Origin of the sequence: Janthinobacterium sp. GMG1 (genome assembly GCF_034427795.1) — a bacterium.
In the GTDB taxonomy this organism is placed as follows: domain Bacteria; phylum Pseudomonadota; class Gammaproteobacteria; order Burkholderiales; family Burkholderiaceae_D; genus Janthinobacterium.
On record NZ_JAXQNT010000003.1, the window covers coordinates 542,324 to 558,687 of the forward strand.

Annotated in this window: 21 protein-coding genes and 1 tRNA gene; 2 read left to right on the plus strand and 20 right to left on the minus strand. The window is 57.8% G+C overall.

Features of this window, described 5'->3' with window-relative positions; all coding sequences use genetic code 11:
• Nucleotides 1-14 precede the first annotated feature (14 nt).
• Nucleotides 15-269: a hypothetical protein gene (locus SJI03_RS11115; RefSeq protein WP_322427230.1), complete on the plus strand. Its 255-nt coding sequence runs from the start codon at nt 15-17 to the stop codon at nt 267-269.
• On the opposite strand, the gene SJI03_RS11120 is transcribed toward SJI03_RS11115, so the two are convergent.
• From SJI03_RS11120 to SJI03_RS11205, 18 genes are all read right to left on the minus strand, one after another.
• A complete protein-coding gene (locus SJI03_RS11120) occupies nt 247-723 on the minus strand; it encodes a hypothetical protein (RefSeq protein WP_322427231.1) in 477 nt (158 codons plus the stop codon). The genes SJI03_RS11115 and SJI03_RS11120 overlap by 23 nt on opposite strands.
• A gap of 166 nt (nt 724-889) precedes the next feature.
• Entirely contained in the window at nt 890-1,270 is a 381-nt protein-coding gene (locus tag SJI03_RS11125; RefSeq protein WP_099376092.1) for a hypothetical protein, read from the minus strand.
• 42 nt (nt 1,271-1,312) lie between these two features.
• Nucleotides 1,313-1,744, minus strand: coding sequence for a hypothetical protein (locus SJI03_RS11130; RefSeq protein WP_289898262.1), 432 nt, complete (start codon nt 1,742-1,744; stop codon nt 1,313-1,315).
• Nucleotides 1,745-1,801: 57 nt separating this feature from the next.
• Entirely contained in the window at nt 1,802-3,325 is a 1,524-nt protein-coding gene (locus SJI03_RS11135) for a phage tail protein (RefSeq protein WP_322427232.1), read from the minus strand.
• A gap of 59 nt (nt 3,326-3,384) precedes the next feature.
• The gene (locus SJI03_RS11140) at nt 3,385-3,567 is read right to left on the minus strand and encodes a hypothetical protein (RefSeq protein ID WP_322427233.1); all 183 of its coding nucleotides are present in this window, start codon (nt 3,565-3,567) and stop codon (nt 3,385-3,387) included.
• Between the two features lie 7 nt (nt 3,568-3,574).
• Nucleotides 3,575-4,393, minus strand: a complete 819-nt coding sequence (locus tag SJI03_RS11145; RefSeq protein ID WP_322427234.1) for a hypothetical protein — start codon at nt 4,391-4,393, stop codon at nt 3,575-3,577.
• Complete coding sequence (locus SJI03_RS11150; protein WP_322427235.1) at nt 4,390-5,034, minus strand: hypothetical protein; 645 nt, start codon at nt 5,032-5,034, stop codon at nt 4,390-4,392. Before SJI03_RS11150 ends, SJI03_RS11145 begins: the two co-directional genes overlap by 4 nt.
• Nucleotides 5,034-5,405, minus strand: a complete 372-nt coding sequence (locus tag SJI03_RS11155; protein ID WP_322427236.1) for a hypothetical protein — start codon at nt 5,403-5,405, stop codon at nt 5,034-5,036. Before SJI03_RS11155 ends, SJI03_RS11150 begins: the two co-directional genes overlap by 1 nt.
• Nucleotides 5,402-5,806 (minus strand): hypothetical protein, encoded by a 405-nt coding sequence (locus tag SJI03_RS11160; RefSeq protein WP_322427237.1) that lies wholly within the window; start codon nt 5,804-5,806, stop codon nt 5,402-5,404. The genes SJI03_RS11155 and SJI03_RS11160 overlap by 4 nt, the downstream gene beginning before the upstream one ends.
• A gap of 145 nt (nt 5,807-5,951) precedes the next feature.
• Nucleotides 5,952-6,329 (minus strand): hypothetical protein, encoded by a 378-nt coding sequence (locus SJI03_RS11165; RefSeq protein WP_322427238.1) that lies wholly within the window; start codon nt 6,327-6,329, stop codon nt 5,952-5,954.
• Between the two features lie 72 nt (nt 6,330-6,401).
• Nucleotides 6,402-7,619 (minus strand): P22 phage major capsid protein family protein, encoded by a 1,218-nt coding sequence (locus SJI03_RS11170; RefSeq protein WP_322427239.1) that lies wholly within the window; start codon nt 7,617-7,619, stop codon nt 6,402-6,404.
• 114 nt (nt 7,620-7,733) lie between these two features.
• The gene (locus SJI03_RS11175) at nt 7,734-8,543 is read right to left on the minus strand and encodes a DUF6651 domain-containing protein (protein ID WP_322427240.1); all 810 of its coding nucleotides are present in this window, start codon (nt 8,541-8,543) and stop codon (nt 7,734-7,736) included.
• Between the two features lie 122 nt (nt 8,544-8,665).
• Nucleotides 8,666-9,058, minus strand: a complete 393-nt coding sequence (locus SJI03_RS11180) for a hypothetical protein (protein WP_322427241.1) — start codon at nt 9,056-9,058, stop codon at nt 8,666-8,668.
• A gap of 712 nt (nt 9,059-9,770) precedes the next feature.
• Nucleotides 9,771-11,135 carry a DUF4055 domain-containing protein gene (locus SJI03_RS11185; RefSeq protein WP_322427242.1) on the minus strand — a complete coding sequence of 455 codons (1,365 nt, stop codon included), beginning with the start codon at nt 11,133-11,135 and terminating at the stop codon, nt 9,771-9,773.
• A 14-nt stretch (nt 11,136-11,149) separates the two neighbouring features.
• Nucleotides 11,150-12,436, minus strand: a complete 1,287-nt coding sequence (locus SJI03_RS11190) for a terminase large subunit domain-containing protein (protein WP_322427243.1) — start codon at nt 12,434-12,436, stop codon at nt 11,150-11,152.
• Entirely contained in the window at nt 12,417-12,878 is a 462-nt protein-coding gene (locus tag SJI03_RS11195; RefSeq protein ID WP_322427244.1) for a DUF2280 domain-containing protein, read from the minus strand. The genes SJI03_RS11190 and SJI03_RS11195 overlap by 20 nt, the downstream gene beginning before the upstream one ends.
• A 30-nt stretch (nt 12,879-12,908) precedes the next feature.
• The gene (locus SJI03_RS11200; RefSeq protein WP_416208741.1) at nt 12,909-13,544 is read right to left on the minus strand and encodes a putative metallopeptidase; all 636 of its coding nucleotides are present in this window, start codon (nt 13,542-13,544) and stop codon (nt 12,909-12,911) included.
• Between the two features lie 262 nt (nt 13,545-13,806).
• Nucleotides 13,807-14,055: a hypothetical protein gene (locus SJI03_RS11205; RefSeq protein ID WP_322427245.1), complete on the minus strand. Its 249-nt coding sequence runs from the start codon at nt 14,053-14,055 to the stop codon at nt 13,807-13,809.
• A gap of 195 nt (nt 14,056-14,250) precedes the next feature.
• Here SJI03_RS11205 and SJI03_RS11210 point away from each other — a divergent pair, with 195 nt between their 5' ends.
• Nucleotides 14,251-14,877: a DUF6988 family protein gene (locus SJI03_RS11210; RefSeq protein WP_322427246.1), complete on the plus strand. Its 627-nt coding sequence runs from the start codon at nt 14,251-14,253 to the stop codon at nt 14,875-14,877.
• A 42-nt stretch (nt 14,878-14,919) separates the two neighbouring features.
• On the opposite strand, the gene SJI03_RS11215 is transcribed toward SJI03_RS11210, so the two are convergent.
• Both SJI03_RS11215 and SJI03_RS11220 read right to left on the minus strand, forming a co-directional pair.
• Nucleotides 14,920-14,993 (minus strand) — tRNA-Gly (locus tag SJI03_RS11215).
• A 642-nt stretch (nt 14,994-15,635) separates the two neighbouring features.
• Nucleotides 15,636-16,313, minus strand: a complete 678-nt coding sequence (locus SJI03_RS11220) for an HNH endonuclease (protein WP_322427247.1) — start codon at nt 16,311-16,313, stop codon at nt 15,636-15,638.
• Nucleotides 16,314-16,364 lie beyond the last annotated feature (51 nt).

Sequence of the window (16,364 nt, forward strand, 5' to 3'; positions counted from 1 at the left end):
AACCTTGGGAAAATATGAAGCTGTCGCACAGAATTCAGGAATGGGCAGCCGACCGGGTGTCATGGGTTCAGTACCCCAATATCAGGCCGGCAGATGCTTTTACTCGCGATGCATCACGATCAAGTCCGGTGGCAAAGCGCCATTTAACGATGGGCCAACGCTTTGATTTGCTCGTTTTGTCGGGAGCTCTGCTTGTGCTTGGCCTGGTTGGCCTTGCATTTGCAGCGGCTATTTTCTACTTTGCATTTACGTTAATTTGGCCAATGTAAGGCCGGAGCCGTAAAGCAGGCCCTCCGCTGCCGAATGACCAATCGTGTCGATAATCAGCTGTGTATTGCGGATGGCAGCCGGCCCAAGCACCGCCCGCGGCGGAATTTTGTCAGTGCCCAGCTCCTGGTGCACCATCACTTCGCTTTCGGAACCGATCACGGCGGCAGCGCCGCTGATCAAATGGCTGACCGATTTACGGAGCCTGCCGGTGCGCAGGAGTGGGTCATTTTCAGTAAAGCCCTTCGCCAGTCGATCTTCTTTAGTGCTTTCGGCTAATTCTTCCCAGCCAGCAAACGGCGTTACCTCGCCTTGGTAATGCCCGAACTCTTCTTTGGCCGTGTTTTCTATCGCTACGGCGCACTTCTTCAACGCACGATGGTCGGCCAGCGTCTGAGCGGCAGCTATGAGGGTCAGATGCTTGATCATCCCGCCAATATCCGAAAAATGCTTCATTTCTGCTCCTCATAGGCCATGGTATGAAAATTGAATTTCGCGCCGTCCATTTCAGAAAAAATGATGCACCAGCCCGTTCGCGTGATGTCATCCAGCCCGAACGCAGTATCAAATGGCACATGGTTCTTTACCAGAAACAGGCATTCGCGAATCGGGCCGGCCCGGACTACTTTTTTAATTCCGCCTTGTCAGCGTCCGGATCCGTCTTGCCGTAGGTTTCCTGGACGTGCTTCATGACGGCCTCGATGCCGTCCTCGTCCAGCTGCTGAATAAGCGCCTCGACGTGCATTTTCAGCTTAGGCGGGTTCACTGCCAGATCGTCGATCGCGGTGACGTAGATCAACGGTAAGACCATGCCCATATAGGTCTGGTTGGCAGCTGAGTCACCCAATGCCTCGATCAGACGATATTGTGCGAGCACGCCTGGCTTCTTCAGTTTGATAACTCGGCCGCGCGCATCGGTGGTAACTGTTTCCTCGTTGGCCTTGGCGAGTACCTGCGCTGCAGGCGCTTCGCGCAAGGTCACTTTTACTTGTTCGGTATTCATGGCATTCCTTGTTTGCCACCGGACTCACCGGCAGCGGTTGAATTAGGAGACTTTCACGCGGCGGGCTGCCACAAAACGCACCTTCTGATGCACGGTATCGTCACCCTTGAAGCTGCCGGCGTCTTCCAGCGTCAGCAGCACTTGCAGGAATCGATACTGCGAAACCGAGCCATCCACTTCCTGGATAGTCTCCGTGATCGTGGCCGGGTTTTCGTTCAGGCCTGCGTAGTAATTTGCTTCCAGCGTCGAGAAATAGTCGTCAACGACGTTGTTCTGGCGCTCCAGGTCGAACGAGCCCGACCAGCCGTCAGGAAAGCGCAGATGACGGGTAATGCCATCGAGGCCCTTGATTTTCTTGTCGGTGACGTCGGGTTTAGCTGTGAAGCCGACGATCTGGTTAAGATTGATCGGCCCATTGGGGCCGATAATATCGAGCGACAAGTCGCGCCCAACTGAGTAGCCATTAAGCGGCATCTGATGCTCCTAGAAAAAGTTCGGCCCGGCACCGCGGGCCTCGGTGGGATGAACGGCTTAGGCCAAATTGACGGATTGTCGGCTGATATTGACCGACTGGCCGCCTTCCAGATTGATGATGAATTTCTCGATCACCGACAAGTAGCGCACCTTGACGTCAGCTTGCATGTAGCCCAAGGCGACGCGCGCTTGAGGGTTGTTGGCATCATTGATCTGCACGCTGTAGGGTTGGCTACCGTCTGCGCTGCCGATCATGCCCTGGCCGCTCATACCTTCCAGCAAAGATGAAATCGATGCGGATGCAGAGCGGCGTACGCTTGGCGACTGCAGCTTGCCAATGTATTGGCCCATGCCCGCATCAAGGCTGTACGCAATGTAATTGGTCAGGCGGGTATAGTTGTCGCCGTTGGTGACCGCATTACTCGATGTGTTGTGGCCGAAGCGCGCGCCGAAACTGTTTCCGGCAGGAATCGGATTCGTGATGACGTCGATGCCTGCCTGCCCCAGCAACTGCAGCTCAGCATTCGAATACACCAGGTTTTGCTGCGATTTCTGCGTGCCGACGATGCCATACATCGGCTTGTTCAAACTGGACTGCTCGGGCGACAAGTTGGCCAGCCGGCCAGCGCTGAATGCCTGCGGCGAAATCAAGCGCACCTGGCTGTTGACGGTATCGTTAAAGTAAATCCAGTCGCCGAAGAGCAGTTTTGCCGCGTACGAGTCGATGCCTGCCGAAGCCTTTGCCGTCACGGCATTGGTGATGGTATCGCCGGCCGGGCCTGTCAAAACCATATACGTGCCTTCCGACAAGCCGAACGCCACTTGGGTAGACCACTGGGTCGAATCATCGACGTCGCTCAGCATCGCGACGGACACACCCGTGTTGCGGAGCGCGTACATGCCTTTGCGGGGCACGGTGTCTACGCCCACCAGCACGCCCCCCGTAATCGTCGTAGCACCGTCCGTGCCGCCGGCAACCGTAGCGGTGGCGGCCGCCGCGCTGGCAACGCCCAGGTTGTCAAACACTTCCGGGACTTGACCAGGCAGAGCAATCGTGACGCGACTGGTTGCCGCTTTGCTGCCGGCGCCGATCGAGACCACCATGGAATTGCCGAGGGTGCCAGTATATTTGGACGTGACGGTGACAACTGCCAAGGCGGCGGTGGCCACCGCGAGCTGGGACGGCCCGCGCAAGCCGGACTGGCCGGCATTGATTGCGGCCGCAATTGCCGAAGCATCAACCGCCGACGCGGCTGTGAGCGTGCCACTGGCCGCAGTGTCGGTGCCGTCGGTGACACGCACACAGCGGAAGTTATTGGCCCCCTGCAGCACTGCAGCGGCCACGGCCGTGCCCATATCGTATTTGCGGGGCATGATTGCACCGAATTGGCGCGAATAGTCGGCCATGCTGCCGATAACCGCCGGTGCATTGACCGGCCCCCAGGTCGCCGTGCCGACAATGCCGAGGATATTGGTCGGCAATCCGTTGAGCAGCGCAACGCTCGGTGGAACAATCTGGACGTACAGATCGGGCACGATAAGTGCCGTGGTATTGATGCTGCCCTGTTGAACTACAGTCATGAACGGCTCCTAGAAATGAAAAAGCCGCCCGACGGCGGCCAAAATGGCTTGATGTTGGATTACTTCCCGGCAGCGTAGCCCTTTGTCGCCGGTTTAGTAGCAGACGCCGCAGGTGCCGCACTCTTCACGAAATGACCTTGCCATTCAGAATCGACATACTGCGCGACCTGCGCGGCGTCGTTGATCACGTCGCCTTTACTGTGGGAAAGGAAAGCTTCAACAACCGTTAAATTGAAATTCATGGCATTCCTAAGTAGCGCTTCCCGCACTGTTCAGTGCGGTTTGCGTGATTTGGGTTGCAGTCATTGACTGCGTTGTCGAATACTCGACGCTGTACTGAAAGTCGCGCCGATACAGCTTCGCCTTCTGCTGCTGGTCAGTTACGTGGCTGCTCCGATATATAAGCCGCGCGCCGTACCCATCGACCAGCGTGAAGCGTTCAGTTCCCGCCAGCGCGGTATCGAGTGCCCTGCCGATAACGTCGCGCTGTGCCGGCGTCGCCGACCAGACCGTAATCTGGAACACGCGTTCCAGGGTGCGAAGCACGCGCACTACGGTGCCGACCACGCCGATCAGCGCCGCCGTGATGTTCGCCGCAGCTGGCAGCGTGATGACGCCGCCAGCTGCCACTGCAGCCGGCCAATCGGCGGCAATCTGCACCGCCAGGACGGAAGCCAGCGTCGTAGGCGTGTCTTCCGGTCTCGCGGCCACCACGTAGCACTTCCGGCCGATCCGGACCGAGACGTTCTCAGGCTGAAATGACTCATGCGGTGCGCCGCTGATCGTGATCTGTTGGCCGGTCACCGCGATGGCCAGGCCTGCAGTGTTGATGCTCGCCTCCTTCCAATCCTTCGGGTAACGGGTCTTGTTCGCCTCGGTTTGGGTCTGAAAAACAGTGACGTGCGCCTTTTCCACCAGTAGATCTGCGTCGAGGCGCGAACTGGTCGGCCAGCCGGCGTAGACAACGATATCCTTGCCGGAGACAGAGGCGGCGCCGGTACCGGCCGGGTAGACCGCAGCTGCAACCATGGCCACGAGGCTGTTTTGTACGTCGCCGATATCGCTCATGTCAGTGCCTGCATTGCGGTGATGCGCCAGCCCATGTCGGTCAGCTCGGCCGAGCTGACCAGCAGCCGGCGACCTAGATCGTCGGTGATGATGTCCGCCGTGCGCAACAGAATACCTGGGAGCGCAGGCAACAGCACCGCCCACCAAGGCGAGCGGACGTCGCCCGGAAGATTCGTTTCATTCTTCTCGCCCTTGGCGCCCTGCAGCACCGAGGCTGGCCACGCTTGCATCAGCAGCGTCTCGTTGTCGTCTGTGTCGCCGCCGTAGCCGACCGCACCCACACCCGTTTGCTGCTGCGGGCGCAGGATATCAATCGTTCGGTTGCACTCGACTGCCAGGATCGGCAACAGCGCCTGCTGAGCGGCGATGAAGAACGTGCCGCTCGGTCCGACCAAGTAGTCGCCCACTCGCGTCTGCGCGCCGTCAACGATGGCATACCAGGTTGGCTTGCCGTACTTGTTCGGCTTCCCGTAGGTGAAGCTCTCGGCGTTGAAGCTGGCCGGCAGGCTCGCCAGCTTGTTCCCTGTCGCCAGCGGCGTTAGCGCGCCGGCGGGCCGATACTGATCGTGTGCGATACCGATCTTGGCGGCCGCTTTGGCGTAGCCGCGATAAACGCGGTTTTGAATGGTGGCGCCGTCCATTAGGAGGCCTTTAAGTAGTCATGCGGCGGCGTCTCGGCGAAGCGCACCGCCTTGATCGTCGACTTGCCCTCAATTAGGGCACGTAGCACGCGATGCCAGCCATCCATGATGAAGCCTTGTTGGCACATGATGATCGGGTGGCTAGTGTCGACATCGAGCGCTCGGCGCACATGATGCGCAATGCCGTAGGCCGAGCCCACTGCCGGCCACACTTCCGAACCCGAATAGATTGCCGCCAGCGGCAAGTCGAACGGGACCAGATCCTTGGCGCGTGCGATCAGGTTCGTTACGATCCAGACCTTGTCGCCGTCACGATAAGTATTATCTGCGATGAAACAGCCGTCGATCCTCACTGCCGGGAAGAAACTCATGCTCTCACCAGCCTGATGGAGTTGCAGCCGGTGCCGAGCTGGCCGCCAGGCGGAAAGCCGATGAACTCGCACATCTGGCGCCGCACCTGATTAAACAGTGCAGTGCGATCCACCACCTCGCGTTTGTTGTGCGTCCAGATCGCGGCCTGGTCGGTGTCCAGATTCGCGCCGGCGCCGAAGATCGCCGCTTCGAGCGGGCCAAGGTTGGCGAGGTAGGTATTGACCAGCACAGCCTCCTCGTCGGCCGTCAAAGTCGTTAGGCGCGTGTACAGCGACATCAAGGTCATGCCGAAGCGACCATAAACCACATCATGATTCGGCCCGATCTGCATGGTCGTGCCCACGAGCGAATAGCCCATATAGCGCCTGACGTCAGCCATTTGCGCGGTGGTGAGAGACATACTTCCCCTTTTTAGGTATGGTGCGCGTCCACCCAGGCATCGCAAGCATATGACTCGGCGTCCGACATGCAGGTGCCAGCTTCGATGACGAGCATTCTTATCCTGATGTAAATGCCCCGGCGTGCGGGGCGGTGCTGGCCAGGGATTACGCCTTGGCAGCCTTTGCTGGCTTTTCGGTCGAAGTGGCAAGAGTTGCGGCCGCAGCTACATCTTTCGCAGCCTGCAGGCTTGCAGCTTCGTTGCGCAGGCGCTGCGCTTCGACTTCGTTGGCCTGGGCTTGATCGGCCAGGCGCTGCTCCTGCGCGGCAATGCGCTCCTTCTCGGCGTCCAGTGAGCGCTCGCGCTCCAGGAGTTGATCGCGCGCGGCCAGCAGTTCGGCCATCGTCGGCGCGCGCTCGGTGGGCGCGCCCAGGTCCTGGTCGCCGTACAGTTCGTGCACGTCGGGGTTGAAGTCGGATTTATTGATTACGACGAAAGGGCCCTGCGTGCGCAGGTCCGTCGATACGATTTTGAGGGTATCCATGGTGAAGTCCAGGTGAGGCCCGGCAGCACCGCAGTGCTGGCCGGGCCAGGTTGATGATTAGCCCAGCAACGCTTACGCGCCGATCAGAATGCCCATGTGGCGTGGCGCCACTGCTTTCACGCCCCATGCCAGGTTGACCTCGTAGCGGACCTGGCGCTTCTGCTTGTAGATGCAGAACTCGTAGGTAATGCCGGAAACCGGGTCGGTCACCATCATCACGTCATCGGCCGAGTCGCCTTCATCCGGCATGGCCGGCGCGCGGCAAGCCAGCTGGATGGCCGAGCGGTGGAAGAACATGTTGCGGGTGGTTGCCGCGATCACAGTAATCGCGGTGGCACCGACAATTGCCTTGCGCAGGCCCGGCTCGGCCAGCACGATGGTGCCGCCGTTCGAGGTGTCAGCATCGCCAGCTGACAGCAGGTACTTGTTGTCGGCATCGCCAGCGAACGCCACGATGTCGCCCGTGACGTAGGCGCCGGTACCAGCAGCAGCCAGGTTGATCACCGTGGCACCGACGGCATAACCCGCAGCATTGGTGGTCGAAGCAGCCGCAGTGCCGGCAGGAACCAGCGAGCGGATCTGGCCCGAGTTGTGGATGTCCCAGCCTTCGACCTGGCCGATGATGCCGCGACGCAGCAATTCATCGCTATTCGCTTCGTTCGCCTTGAACAGGCCGGACTGCTTGCCGCGAATGTTCGAGATCGCGGACGAGCCCAGAACCATTTGGCGGTCGGTCAGTGGCGCGCCATTGTCGTCCAGGATGCGCAGCGGATTCGAGAAATCGGTGAAATCGCCCGCCGTGCCGAACGGGGTCACGTTGGCAGTACCGTAGGCGCGCGAGGCGTAGATGTGCAGCGCAGCCAGATCGGCCTCGACTTCATTGCCCAGCGTGCGCAGCGCCTGGGTAATGCGCTGCGCGTTGATATCGCCCAGCGTGCCAGCGTTGTTCAAGCCGCGATTTTCTTCGCCCGTGATGCCAAATGGCACCGAGCGCGCCTTCTGGATCGTCATGTCAACGTAGTTGATGGCCTGATTCGGCGTATCGGGAGCATAAGCGCCTGGCGTCAAATCTTCGGCGACCATAGGGCCGACGGATGGCGAACGCACGGTTTCATTGATTGCCGCACGCTCAGCATTGGAGTCGCGCGATACTGCTGGAATCATGCCGATCTGCTCGCGCGAGATTACCTCCATTGCGTTGTAGATAGTCGGCAGCAAGCCGTTCAGGGTAAGAGTGCCCATTGTCGTAAAGCCTTTCAAAAATGAAGAAGGCCCGCGAAAGCGAGCCATTGAGGGGTGATTTGAGTTTTAGAACTGAGAGGCCATCCAGCCCAAAGCACCCTTCCGACATCCATCGAAAAGGCACGTGCAGGACGTCAAGGCGTCGCCCTGAATTGCGAACTTTTAACCGGCGACAGTTACGCCACTTTTCATTGCTGCGGCGCGATCCTGGACGCCCATCGCCTCAAATTGAGCGCGGGAGATTTGCTTGGCGCCTGCACCGCCGCCATTTCCGCCTTGGGCGCCGCCGCCGGATGCGCCGGATCCCTTCAGGATTTGATCTTTAAACGGGCAGGCTTGTACCAACTGCGCCAAACCTTCATCGAAATCAGCGACCTCACCCGGGCGGGTCGGCGAGAAAATCTTGTTGCCAGCGGCGTCGTACGGCACCATCTTGCCGTCCTCGACCTTAAAGTGGCTGCCGAAATAGGCTTTTGCCATCTCGGTTGGGATCGCAAGGCGGCTCGGGTGCTTGTCGTCGGTCAGCAGCTTCGAGCTGGCGAAGCCGCCGCCGATCATGTGGGTGTTCAATTCGTTGGTGCGTTTATCCAGCTGTGCAGTCAATTCCTGCAGTTGAGTGGCGCTTGCCTTGGCCTGCGCGGCGACCTGCTCTTGCGCGGTCTTGGCAGCCGCATCTTGGATTTCCTTGACCTGGGCGGCCGTCTTCAGTTCGCCGGAGCTGAGGCTCTTCACCGTATTCAGGGCAGCCAGTGCAGCCACGCCGTCTTCAATGCCTTCAAAGCTCTTCAGCTTGGCCTCTGCGGCCTCCTTGCCCTCGCGGTGCGTCTTGGCCTCGCCGTTCAGGCGGGTGATCGTGCCCAGCGTGGTATCCGCGTCGAATGGCGCTTCGGTCCCGTTGGGATGAATGAAGATCGGCAGCTTCTTTTCGCCGTCGATCGCAATGGTTCCGTCAGCGTTGTATTTAAATGGCATGGTCGTTCTTTCCGGGCATCCGCCCTATCAATGGCCTTCCGGCCGTGCACCGCGTCGCGTCCGCTTGCGGCAATAAAAAACCGCCACAAGGGCGGTCGGTGAAATCGTTTTTGTTACATGCGTTATAGGCGCTCGGCCCGCGATACATCGTCAGGATGGTTTGACAGCTTGCGCAGCGCACTGGCCAGAGCACCGTGCCCGCCCGCAGCGGCATAGACGCCGGCTTCGATTTCCTGTCGGCGCCGGCGCTGCAGCCCGGGATTCAGCAGTAGGCATCGATGCAGCGGGTTGGTCCAGTTATGCAGGTGGCGGCCATGTCCATGCTCGTGAGCTACGGCGGCAGCAATCTCGGCTGGCGCCAGCATCGTGGGCAGTGAAGCTGGCAGACGCGCCCTGAATCCGTCGAAGTGAACCTGGTGCGCAGGCAAAGCCGTCGCGGCGAAAGCAACCATCTGTAGGTTGAAGCCGATCCAAGCGGCCCACGCACAGCCAGCAACTTGCGATGCAGTTTCCATGCGCCTTCGCTTGCACCAAAAAAAAACCGCCATATTTAAAGGCGGCTTCAATTCAGCAATACATATTAGGGAAGATTTAAATAGCGGCAAAGGAATGAGAACAAAAGAAAAAGGAATCCAACTCCAAAGATAGCGCCTTTTTTACAATAACTCACAAAAAAAGACGTTATCCAGAAAAATAACGAAATCATCGCCGAAAATATATGATTCGAAACGTTTTTAGAGAATACAGCAACCGAGAATATGAATAAAAAAATCCCTGTTACCGGAACGACTATGCCCAACAGTCCGAATTTTCTCACAATATACTCTTGTGAAAACATCATTCCCAAGGACGCAATAAATAGGAATAAAGTTATTGCGAGCTTGGTCCGATTATTAACAAAAATCTCTTGATACGACAACTTCCAGTTCGACTCTGCTCGCAATTGAAAATTCTTGGCCTTTCTATTTATCCATATATTAATATTTTCTCTTTGATCAGGATCAAAAAAATAATCCGCCCCCATCATTCCCGAGGCAATGATTTGCAACGACAAGATAAAGCCATCAGGCACTGCTCCAACAGTCATATCATAAATTTAGAAATTTCGACGCTGCTATTATGCCACTATTCCCACACGGCAACAATTTTAGCGTTCCCTCGTTAGAAGGAAGTGCGACATGTGCTTGGGATCGAAATACCAACGCTGACACTTAGTGCCTTTTATCGTTAACTCCCACGTCCATCTTTGGCTGTTTTGATCTTCGCTCGTTCCGATTCCCAATCTAGATCTGGCGACAGGATGCCGCGACGCTTGAGTTCATTAAAGTAGCTCTCGGCCGACAGCAGGCCTCTCGATGCTCCTTTGAACAGCAGCTCTGCACTGGCGGCAGCTAGCGACGCTGCGCCGAAGTCTTTGAAGATGGTGATGTGGCCGCCTTCGGCTTCGCCCACCCACTCAGCCATGAACTGAAGCGCCTGATCGCCAGCATCCTCGACATTGCCCGCGATCTTCTGTAGCGCGCATGCGCCCTGCTCGTTGTCGGCCAAGGTCTGCGATTCGGTCACGTTCCCAGGCTTGATCACCAGCAGTTCCGCGCCAGCCTGGCGCATGCGGTCTTCCAGGTCGAGGATGGACAGACGGCCGGCCTCGATGGCCTTGCCGCCGTGCTCCACGAATTTAAGGTCGCCTTCGGGCGAGTCCGACTTCACTGCGGTCCCGGCGCCGACCGTGATGCCGCCCTCGCCCAGCATCTTGGAGAACAGGATTGGCACGCGCGCAATGTGCAGGATGTTCTGCTGGTCGCTCTTGCTTTGCCAGTGCTCGATGTTGCTATGCGCCAGCTCGAGCAACGGCGGCGTGGCCTGCATGTAACCCAGGCGCTTGCCGTAGACGGGCACGAACGGGATTGTCTCCAGCGTGGTGACGCCTTCCTCGAACAGCGCCCACTCCTTCTTGCTGCCGGCCTCGCGCTGGCGCCAGGTCTGCCAGGTGCCCCGCCCCAGGACGCGCACCTGCTCAATTTCCTTGGTGTCGAAGTCGCCATCCGGCTCGGACACGCTTTCCAGCAACCGCAGCTGGGTCAGTCCGTTCAGGCTGGTGGCATTCTTCGGCAGCCAGCCCAGGATGTTTTGTACGTGCACCTGAACGAAGTACGGACGTACGCCAGCGGCCTGCTCGTCGGCCTTCGTGACCAGATTGCCAGCCTTGGGGAAGTCGACCAAGATGCCAGCGAAGCCGTAGCCCATCGCCTCTTGGGTGATCTCCGACAGGAAGCTATGCAGGTCGCGGCCGGACAAGTCGACATTTTGCAACCAAGGCTTGAGCCGTTCCGGCACATCCTCGCCCAGTGTCACCGGCTTGCTGAACGGCTTGGCCGACAGCACATCAATGGTACGAGCATAGGCCGGGAACAACGTGGCCACGGCCAGACGCAGATCGTAGCTTGCGGCGTCCTCGCCTGGCCACTGCGGCAAATAGGTCTTGCCGGCAGCCCGCATGGCCTTGGTGCCACCCAGCAGCGCGGCTACCAGGGCGCAATCCTCGTTCAGCTTTGCGGCTTCGGCTGATTGTTTGCGTACGGCGTCGGTCATGGAAATCCTTGTTGTTACATGCGCAGCGGCGCGGTGGTCGTCGTGCTCTTCACGATCGGGTAGCGCTTCACGAGGAAGTAGCCGTTCGCGTCATTCGGATGGTCGTGGCCAGATTTCTTGTCAGGCTGGCCGTCAGTTCCCCACACCTGCTGCTCGAGCGCCTCGGTGGTGGTCGGGCACATGTCGGTGTTGATCTTCCAGCGGCGCTCGCCCTGCGCGTTCAGGATCATGCCGTTGTAGGCGTTGACCCGGTCCTTGACCGCAGGGTTTGAGTGGTTCACTTCGAGCAGGAAGCCCGCCTGGCGCAAAATGGACAGGTCGGACTCGCTGGCGTTCTTGCTGCTGGTGTTCTGGCCGGACGCATCCGGGAAAATCTTCACCTGGTGGCCTTTGTCCTTGAAGTCTTCCTTCAGGATCCTGGCCATGGCTGGCGTATCGCGCACCTGCACGCGCTCGGCCAGCGTGCGCGGCAGGCCGTCGCGCACCACGTTGACACAGGCGGTCATGTTCTGCACGTTGAAGTCGAGGCCCACCATCAGCGGCTCGCCGGGCAGGATGATCTCATTCGTGTGGTTCAGCGCGCGGTCGAAGTCGGCATACACGCTGCCGCTGGTCAAGTTGGTGAACTTGCCGCGCAGGTAGGCATCAATCAGCGCCGGCGGGTAACTGGCCATCAGCGACGGGATGTAGTCGTCTGGCAGGTTCAACTCGTTGTCGAAGGTGCTCGCCTGGATCAGGCCGTACAGGCTGGCCAGCTCTGGCTTGTCCCGGATTGCCTTCACGAACTGCTGATATACGAACTTGAAGCCCTCGGGCGTCGTCGTCACGTCGATGCCGTTCATCAGGCCCGGCACGTTGTAGCGCATCCGGGCGATGATCTTGCGCCAGGCCATCTGCGCCTTCTTCAAGGGCATCACGTCCAGCTCATCGATCAGCGCATGGCCGATCTTGAAGCCGACGATGGTCTCAGGCTTTTCCATCGAGCGGCAGATTACAGTGCCCCGGTACCGGCGGCCCTCGTACACCTCGACTTCGTGGTCGCCCTGCTTCACCTTGATGCGCAAGCCCATCGCATAGGCCACCTCCTCCATCGTCGGATAGAAGATGTCGCGGATCTGCGGGTAAGTCGGCGCAAAGTAGCCTTGATTGATGCCCGGCCACTGCCAAAAGTGGGCGCAGATGCCCGCGCAGCCCACAAACGTCTTGCCTGAGCCGAACCCAGCCACGTAGGCCTTGAATTTGTGCGGCAACTGCAAGAAGCTCGACTGCGGGACGTTCAGGTCAAACTGGATTGTCGTCATGGCGCTTGGCGTCTTTCACGCCGAAGGTAATGGCGACAGGTGTGGGCGCCTGGTCGGCCGTCTCAGCCTTGCCCTTGTTCACGTAGATATCGCCCACTTCCTTGGCGGCCTGCTCGTAGAGGCTGGCCACCAGCGGCAAGTTGCGCATGCTCTCGGCTTTCTGTGCCAGCCGAGCCAGGCCACGCAGGCGAAATGCCTTGCTGGCGATAGGGATTTCCTCGGCAGTGGCGCGGAACTTGGCGCGCGTCTCTTCGAAGATCGTGCGCCATTTCAGGCTCAAGTTGCGGCCGACGTACGTGTGCGGGTCGTAGCAGGACACCTGCTGGCGGCTCACATCGAGGCCAAATTCCTCTTTTACTGCTATCGAAACCTGCGTCGGCGAGTCGAAACAGGCCAGCGCGGTGACGACGTACAGCTTCACCTCGTCCTTGAGTGCGGCCATGTTTTAGTTTCCTGTAAAGCAACGTAAAGGCTACGCAGCCTTTAGAAGACACGTTCCGCACGCCCTCGCTATGTTGATTTTCGCCACTTCTGGCGCGGTCTTTGCTGCGTCGATAATGCGCTGCACGTCCTCGCTGGCGCCGTAGCGCCGGACCACGCCGACGAACTCTTCGACGTCATGAGCACGCATGCACAGCTTCGGCAGCCCATACTTGTTGAAGGCTGGCGCGCCGAATTCATCCAGTTCCTGGGCGATGTGATAAAGCTCGTGCTCGAGCAGCGCGCAGAACTCAGCGTCGTTGCAGGTCAGGCAACACGAAGCGTCGAGGGTAATGAGGAAGTCCGGCACCGCGCCGAACCAGTCGGCCATCTGCTGTTGCTGGCGGCCCTTCTGCCATGGCCCGCAGCGGAACGTCACTTCCTCGCACTGGCCCAGCACGGTGCGGCCGGCCTTCACGAAGCCCATCGGCGCCCACAAGAACTGCACGTCGGCGTATTCCAGGTGGGCGTGGTCTTGGTTGTAGAGCGCGCCGCCTTCGGTGAGGATGGTTGCGCGCGCCCACTTGAGCACCTCGGGCGCGGGCATGTAGCGGTTGTTCAGCGGGTCGGCGAAGCATTCGGGCGGGATTGGACGAGCTCCAGGGGTGGCAGAACGGTTATTTTTCATGGCTTGGCGCGGCTAACCCACACTAGAGACGGACAGAAGGCAAATCTGCCATGACATTCGCAAGCGGCGGCCCACCTTCGGTACTCGGTGGGCCGCCTCCTTCTCACGAAACCCCAATGGAGGTCTCCACTTATGAGTAACATACGTAAATACATCAAAATCCGCCGCAAGCTGGGCGTCGCTGCCAACTTTGCTAAGCTCGCCTATTATCTGCACCTGCTCTTCGAGCGGGTTTGGCATTCAGCGGCTTGAGTAGCGCGAATCAGCTCGTGCCGTCGACATCGAGCATTACGGGCGGCATCGTTGCGCCCACCACCCACAGCCGGACGGCGCCGCCGGCGTTCAGCGCGGCCAGTTCGTCAGCATCGGGGCGCCAGTACGACAGCACGGCCGGCAGGTCGCCAACGTGCGTGCGCGTGATCGGCAGCGCGTTGCACGGCAGGTCGGCCAGGTTCCAGCCTACAGGTGCGCCGAGCACGCCGTTGTTCGATGTGTGTTGGATTTTCTGCATATTGGCTTTCGAAATGTCACCGCCCGCCCCCAGCAGGCGCCGCAGTGAATCGCGGCTGGAGTCCTCTGGATCTTTGCTACGTCGGTGAGCTGCGCCCGTTTCTTGAAGCTCTGCCACGGGAGCGCGCTGGCAGGTTCGCAATGGTAGGATTTGCTACCGACCGCACACAACCATGCAGCAATACGGAGCCAACCTATGCAGGATGACAATCTGGAACTCGCACTCGAACAGTCCGCTGCGATCTCATTTTCTTTGCAAGAAATACTTGGCGACCAAGGAGAGCTTGACCGGCGGTCTTATCTGGCAATGGCATACCTAAACCTGGCGCTAGATCATCGTGAAGCCCTTCTACTGCTCGTGCAGGAAGGTGCATTCGCTAGCGCAACAGCCTTGCAGCGTTCGCTGCTTGAGGCAGCTGTAACAGGAGTGTGGATAGACTCATGCGCCACAGATGGGCAGGTGGAGCAAATATTTCAGCTAAAATATTTCCCATCAAATTTCGACAAGATGGCTCAGAAACTTCGAGCCACACACCAGTTGGGGGAGTGGTTTGAGGTTTTCAGAAATCATTACAAAATATTCAATGACTACACCCACGGACACAACCGCCAAATATCACGCTGGTTAAGCTCTGGCTCCGTAGGCCCTCGCTACGATGCAAGCCAAATGATAGAAACACTCCACCACTCGGATTTAGTTGGCCTAGTAGCAGCCGTGCAGCGTGAAAAAATCCTGGATCGCCCGCTTGAGCAACTTTCTGCCATGATCAAGACCGTGTTAGAGCGCTCGCGCAATGCAAAAAAGATGCCGCCAGTGCAGTGATGCGGCCGGCGGCGAAACCGGGCGTGCCGGTCAAGGAGAAGCTGGAGTGGGCGGCGGGAATCGAACCCGCGTGGAAAGCTTGGAAGGCTTCCGCTCTACCATTGAGCTACGCCCGCGCGATGATCACGTCGGGATTGAAAACTTACCGTTAAGTTAATTTTTTGCAATATTGACAGAAACGCATACAATATAGACTGAAACGCCTCCCCGCCCCTGAGGACGGCTTCATCTTTGGAGCTGATGTGAACAAGTCATTTCTTCCTGCATACGTCTTCCGCTATACGGAACGTACGCAGAATTCATTCCGCACTGCCAAGCAGACAGTTGGTCTTCGCTGCCCTATCGATGTGCAAAACTCGGCACCACCTTTCGACAACAAGTGCGTTCAAGCCTGGGCATCAAACACGGGCGACAAGCTTTGTTTCGAAAACGGCAGTCCCAGCGCTGTGGTTTCGATCCGTTATGACGATGTTCTAGCTCACATGGAAAAGGTGGTCTTGCAGTACCGAGCAGAATCGGCCGCAGCGGCATAGAAAAAGCCACCTCAAGGGTGGCTTCGTTTTTACTCCCATGACAATCTGCATGGTGAGCTACAAAATTTTATCGCGAGCGAATCCATCGAAAGATGGGCGCCTCGCGAATTACTGCTATCGGTGTCGCAAAGAAACGACTATTACGAGTGCAGCAAGTTTGTGTAAGATAATTTTACGCCTTCAAAATATATATTGCAATCATTTTTAAATGAATGTTTAGATAAATTAACGACGTTGCAATTTCATAGCGTTTTGAAGAGCCCTTACCTTCCAAAGCTTGTCCTCACCCGGACTGGGCTGCTCATCCATATGTAGCATTGCGTGACAATTTGGGCATACTGGCAAGAGATCATCTATTGGATTGACTTCATATTGCGCACCTCGCATTGCCAAGGGAATCAAATGATGTACGTGAATGTAGTTTTTACCGATTTCACCATAAATCTTCCCAAAATCAAATTCGCACACCCTGCACGTTGCTCCCCAATGGTTGATACATTTCTGCCTCGCCTCCGGATTTCGCTCGTATGCATTAACAGTTATCGATTTTACCGCTCCCTCGATATAACTTTCAATATTGCCAATCTTTTCCTCAAAAACAATATCCTCCTCACGAATGACGATTGCCTCGTGCTCGTAAGCGTACAGATCCCCACCGCTTCTCACAAATCGAGCTGGTTTCAAAATCGGATCAAACTTACCAATGGCCGCAGGGCCAGTGCCATCTGATCGTTTATTCTTATCCGACTGAATCATCTTGAAGATTTTAAGCTTGTAACCCTCATTCTCAAGAAAACCAATATGTTCTACCGACTGGTTGTAGGCACTCTGACGTTTCCCGGTTCGTTTGTTTATTTTCCATCGATCGGAGAAAATGAGTGTGCCATTGCCTTCAGTGTTCACATCCCAGGCTCCAAAAATAATCTCTCGTGCCGAATGATTTACAAAAGACCA

What these genes read in the sequence shown, in the direction of transcription:
- SJI03_RS11115 (WP_322427230.1), top strand. Translation starts at nt 15, where the DNA reads ATGAAGCTGTCGCACAGAATTCAGGAATGGGCAGCCGACCGGGTGTCA.
- SJI03_RS11120 (WP_322427231.1), bottom strand. Translation starts at nt 723, where the DNA reads ATGAAGCATTTTTCGGATATTGGCGGGATGATCAAGCATCTGACCCTC.
- SJI03_RS11125 (WP_099376092.1), bottom strand. Translation starts at nt 1,270, where the DNA reads ATGAATACCGAACAAGTAAAAGTGACCTTGCGCGAAGCGCCTGCAGCG.
- SJI03_RS11130 (WP_289898262.1), bottom strand. Translation starts at nt 1,744, where the DNA reads ATGCCGCTTAATGGCTACTCAGTTGGGCGCGACTTGTCGCTCGATATT.
- SJI03_RS11135 (WP_322427232.1), bottom strand. Translation starts at nt 3,325, where the DNA reads ATGACTGTAGTTCAACAGGGCAGCATCAATACCACGGCACTTATCGTG.
- SJI03_RS11140 (WP_322427233.1), bottom strand. Translation starts at nt 3,567, where the DNA reads ATGAATTTCAATTTAACGGTTGTTGAAGCTTTCCTTTCCCACAGTAAA.
- SJI03_RS11145 (WP_322427234.1), bottom strand. Translation starts at nt 4,393, where the DNA reads ATGAGCGATATCGGCGACGTACAAAACAGCCTCGTGGCCATGGTTGCA.
- SJI03_RS11150 (WP_322427235.1), bottom strand. Translation starts at nt 5,034, where the DNA reads ATGGACGGCGCCACCATTCAAAACCGCGTTTATCGCGGCTACGCCAAA.
- SJI03_RS11155 (WP_322427236.1), bottom strand. Translation starts at nt 5,405, where the DNA reads ATGAGTTTCTTCCCGGCAGTGAGGATCGACGGCTGTTTCATCGCAGAT.
- SJI03_RS11160 (WP_322427237.1), bottom strand. Translation starts at nt 5,806, where the DNA reads ATGTCTCTCACCACCGCGCAAATGGCTGACGTCAGGCGCTATATGGGC.
- SJI03_RS11165 (WP_322427238.1), bottom strand. Translation starts at nt 6,329, where the DNA reads ATGGATACCCTCAAAATCGTATCGACGGACCTGCGCACGCAGGGCCCT.
- SJI03_RS11170 (WP_322427239.1), bottom strand. Translation starts at nt 7,619, where the DNA reads ATGGCTCGCTTTCGCGGGCCTTCTTCATTTTTGAAAGGCTTTACGACA.
- SJI03_RS11175 (WP_322427240.1), bottom strand. Translation starts at nt 8,543, where the DNA reads ATGCCATTTAAATACAACGCTGACGGAACCATTGCGATCGACGGCGAA.
- SJI03_RS11180 (WP_322427241.1), bottom strand. Translation starts at nt 9,058, where the DNA reads ATGGAAACTGCATCGCAAGTTGCTGGCTGTGCGTGGGCCGCTTGGATC.
- SJI03_RS11185 (WP_322427242.1), bottom strand. Translation starts at nt 11,135, where the DNA reads ATGACCGACGCCGTACGCAAACAATCAGCCGAAGCCGCAAAGCTGAAC.
- SJI03_RS11190 (WP_322427243.1), bottom strand. Translation starts at nt 12,436, where the DNA reads ATGACGACAATCCAGTTTGACCTGAACGTCCCGCAGTCGAGCTTCTTG.
- SJI03_RS11195 (WP_322427244.1), bottom strand. Translation starts at nt 12,878, where the DNA reads ATGGCCGCACTCAAGGACGAGGTGAAGCTGTACGTCGTCACCGCGCTG.
- SJI03_RS11200 (WP_416208741.1), bottom strand. Translation starts at nt 13,544, where the DNA reads ATGAAAAATAACCGTTCTGCCACCCCTGGAGCTCGTCCAATCCCGCCC.
- SJI03_RS11205 (WP_322427245.1), bottom strand. Translation starts at nt 14,055, where the DNA reads ATGCAGAAAATCCAACACACATCGAACAACGGCGTGCTCGGCGCACCT.
- SJI03_RS11210 (WP_322427246.1), top strand. Translation starts at nt 14,251, where the DNA reads ATGCAGGATGACAATCTGGAACTCGCACTCGAACAGTCCGCTGCGATC.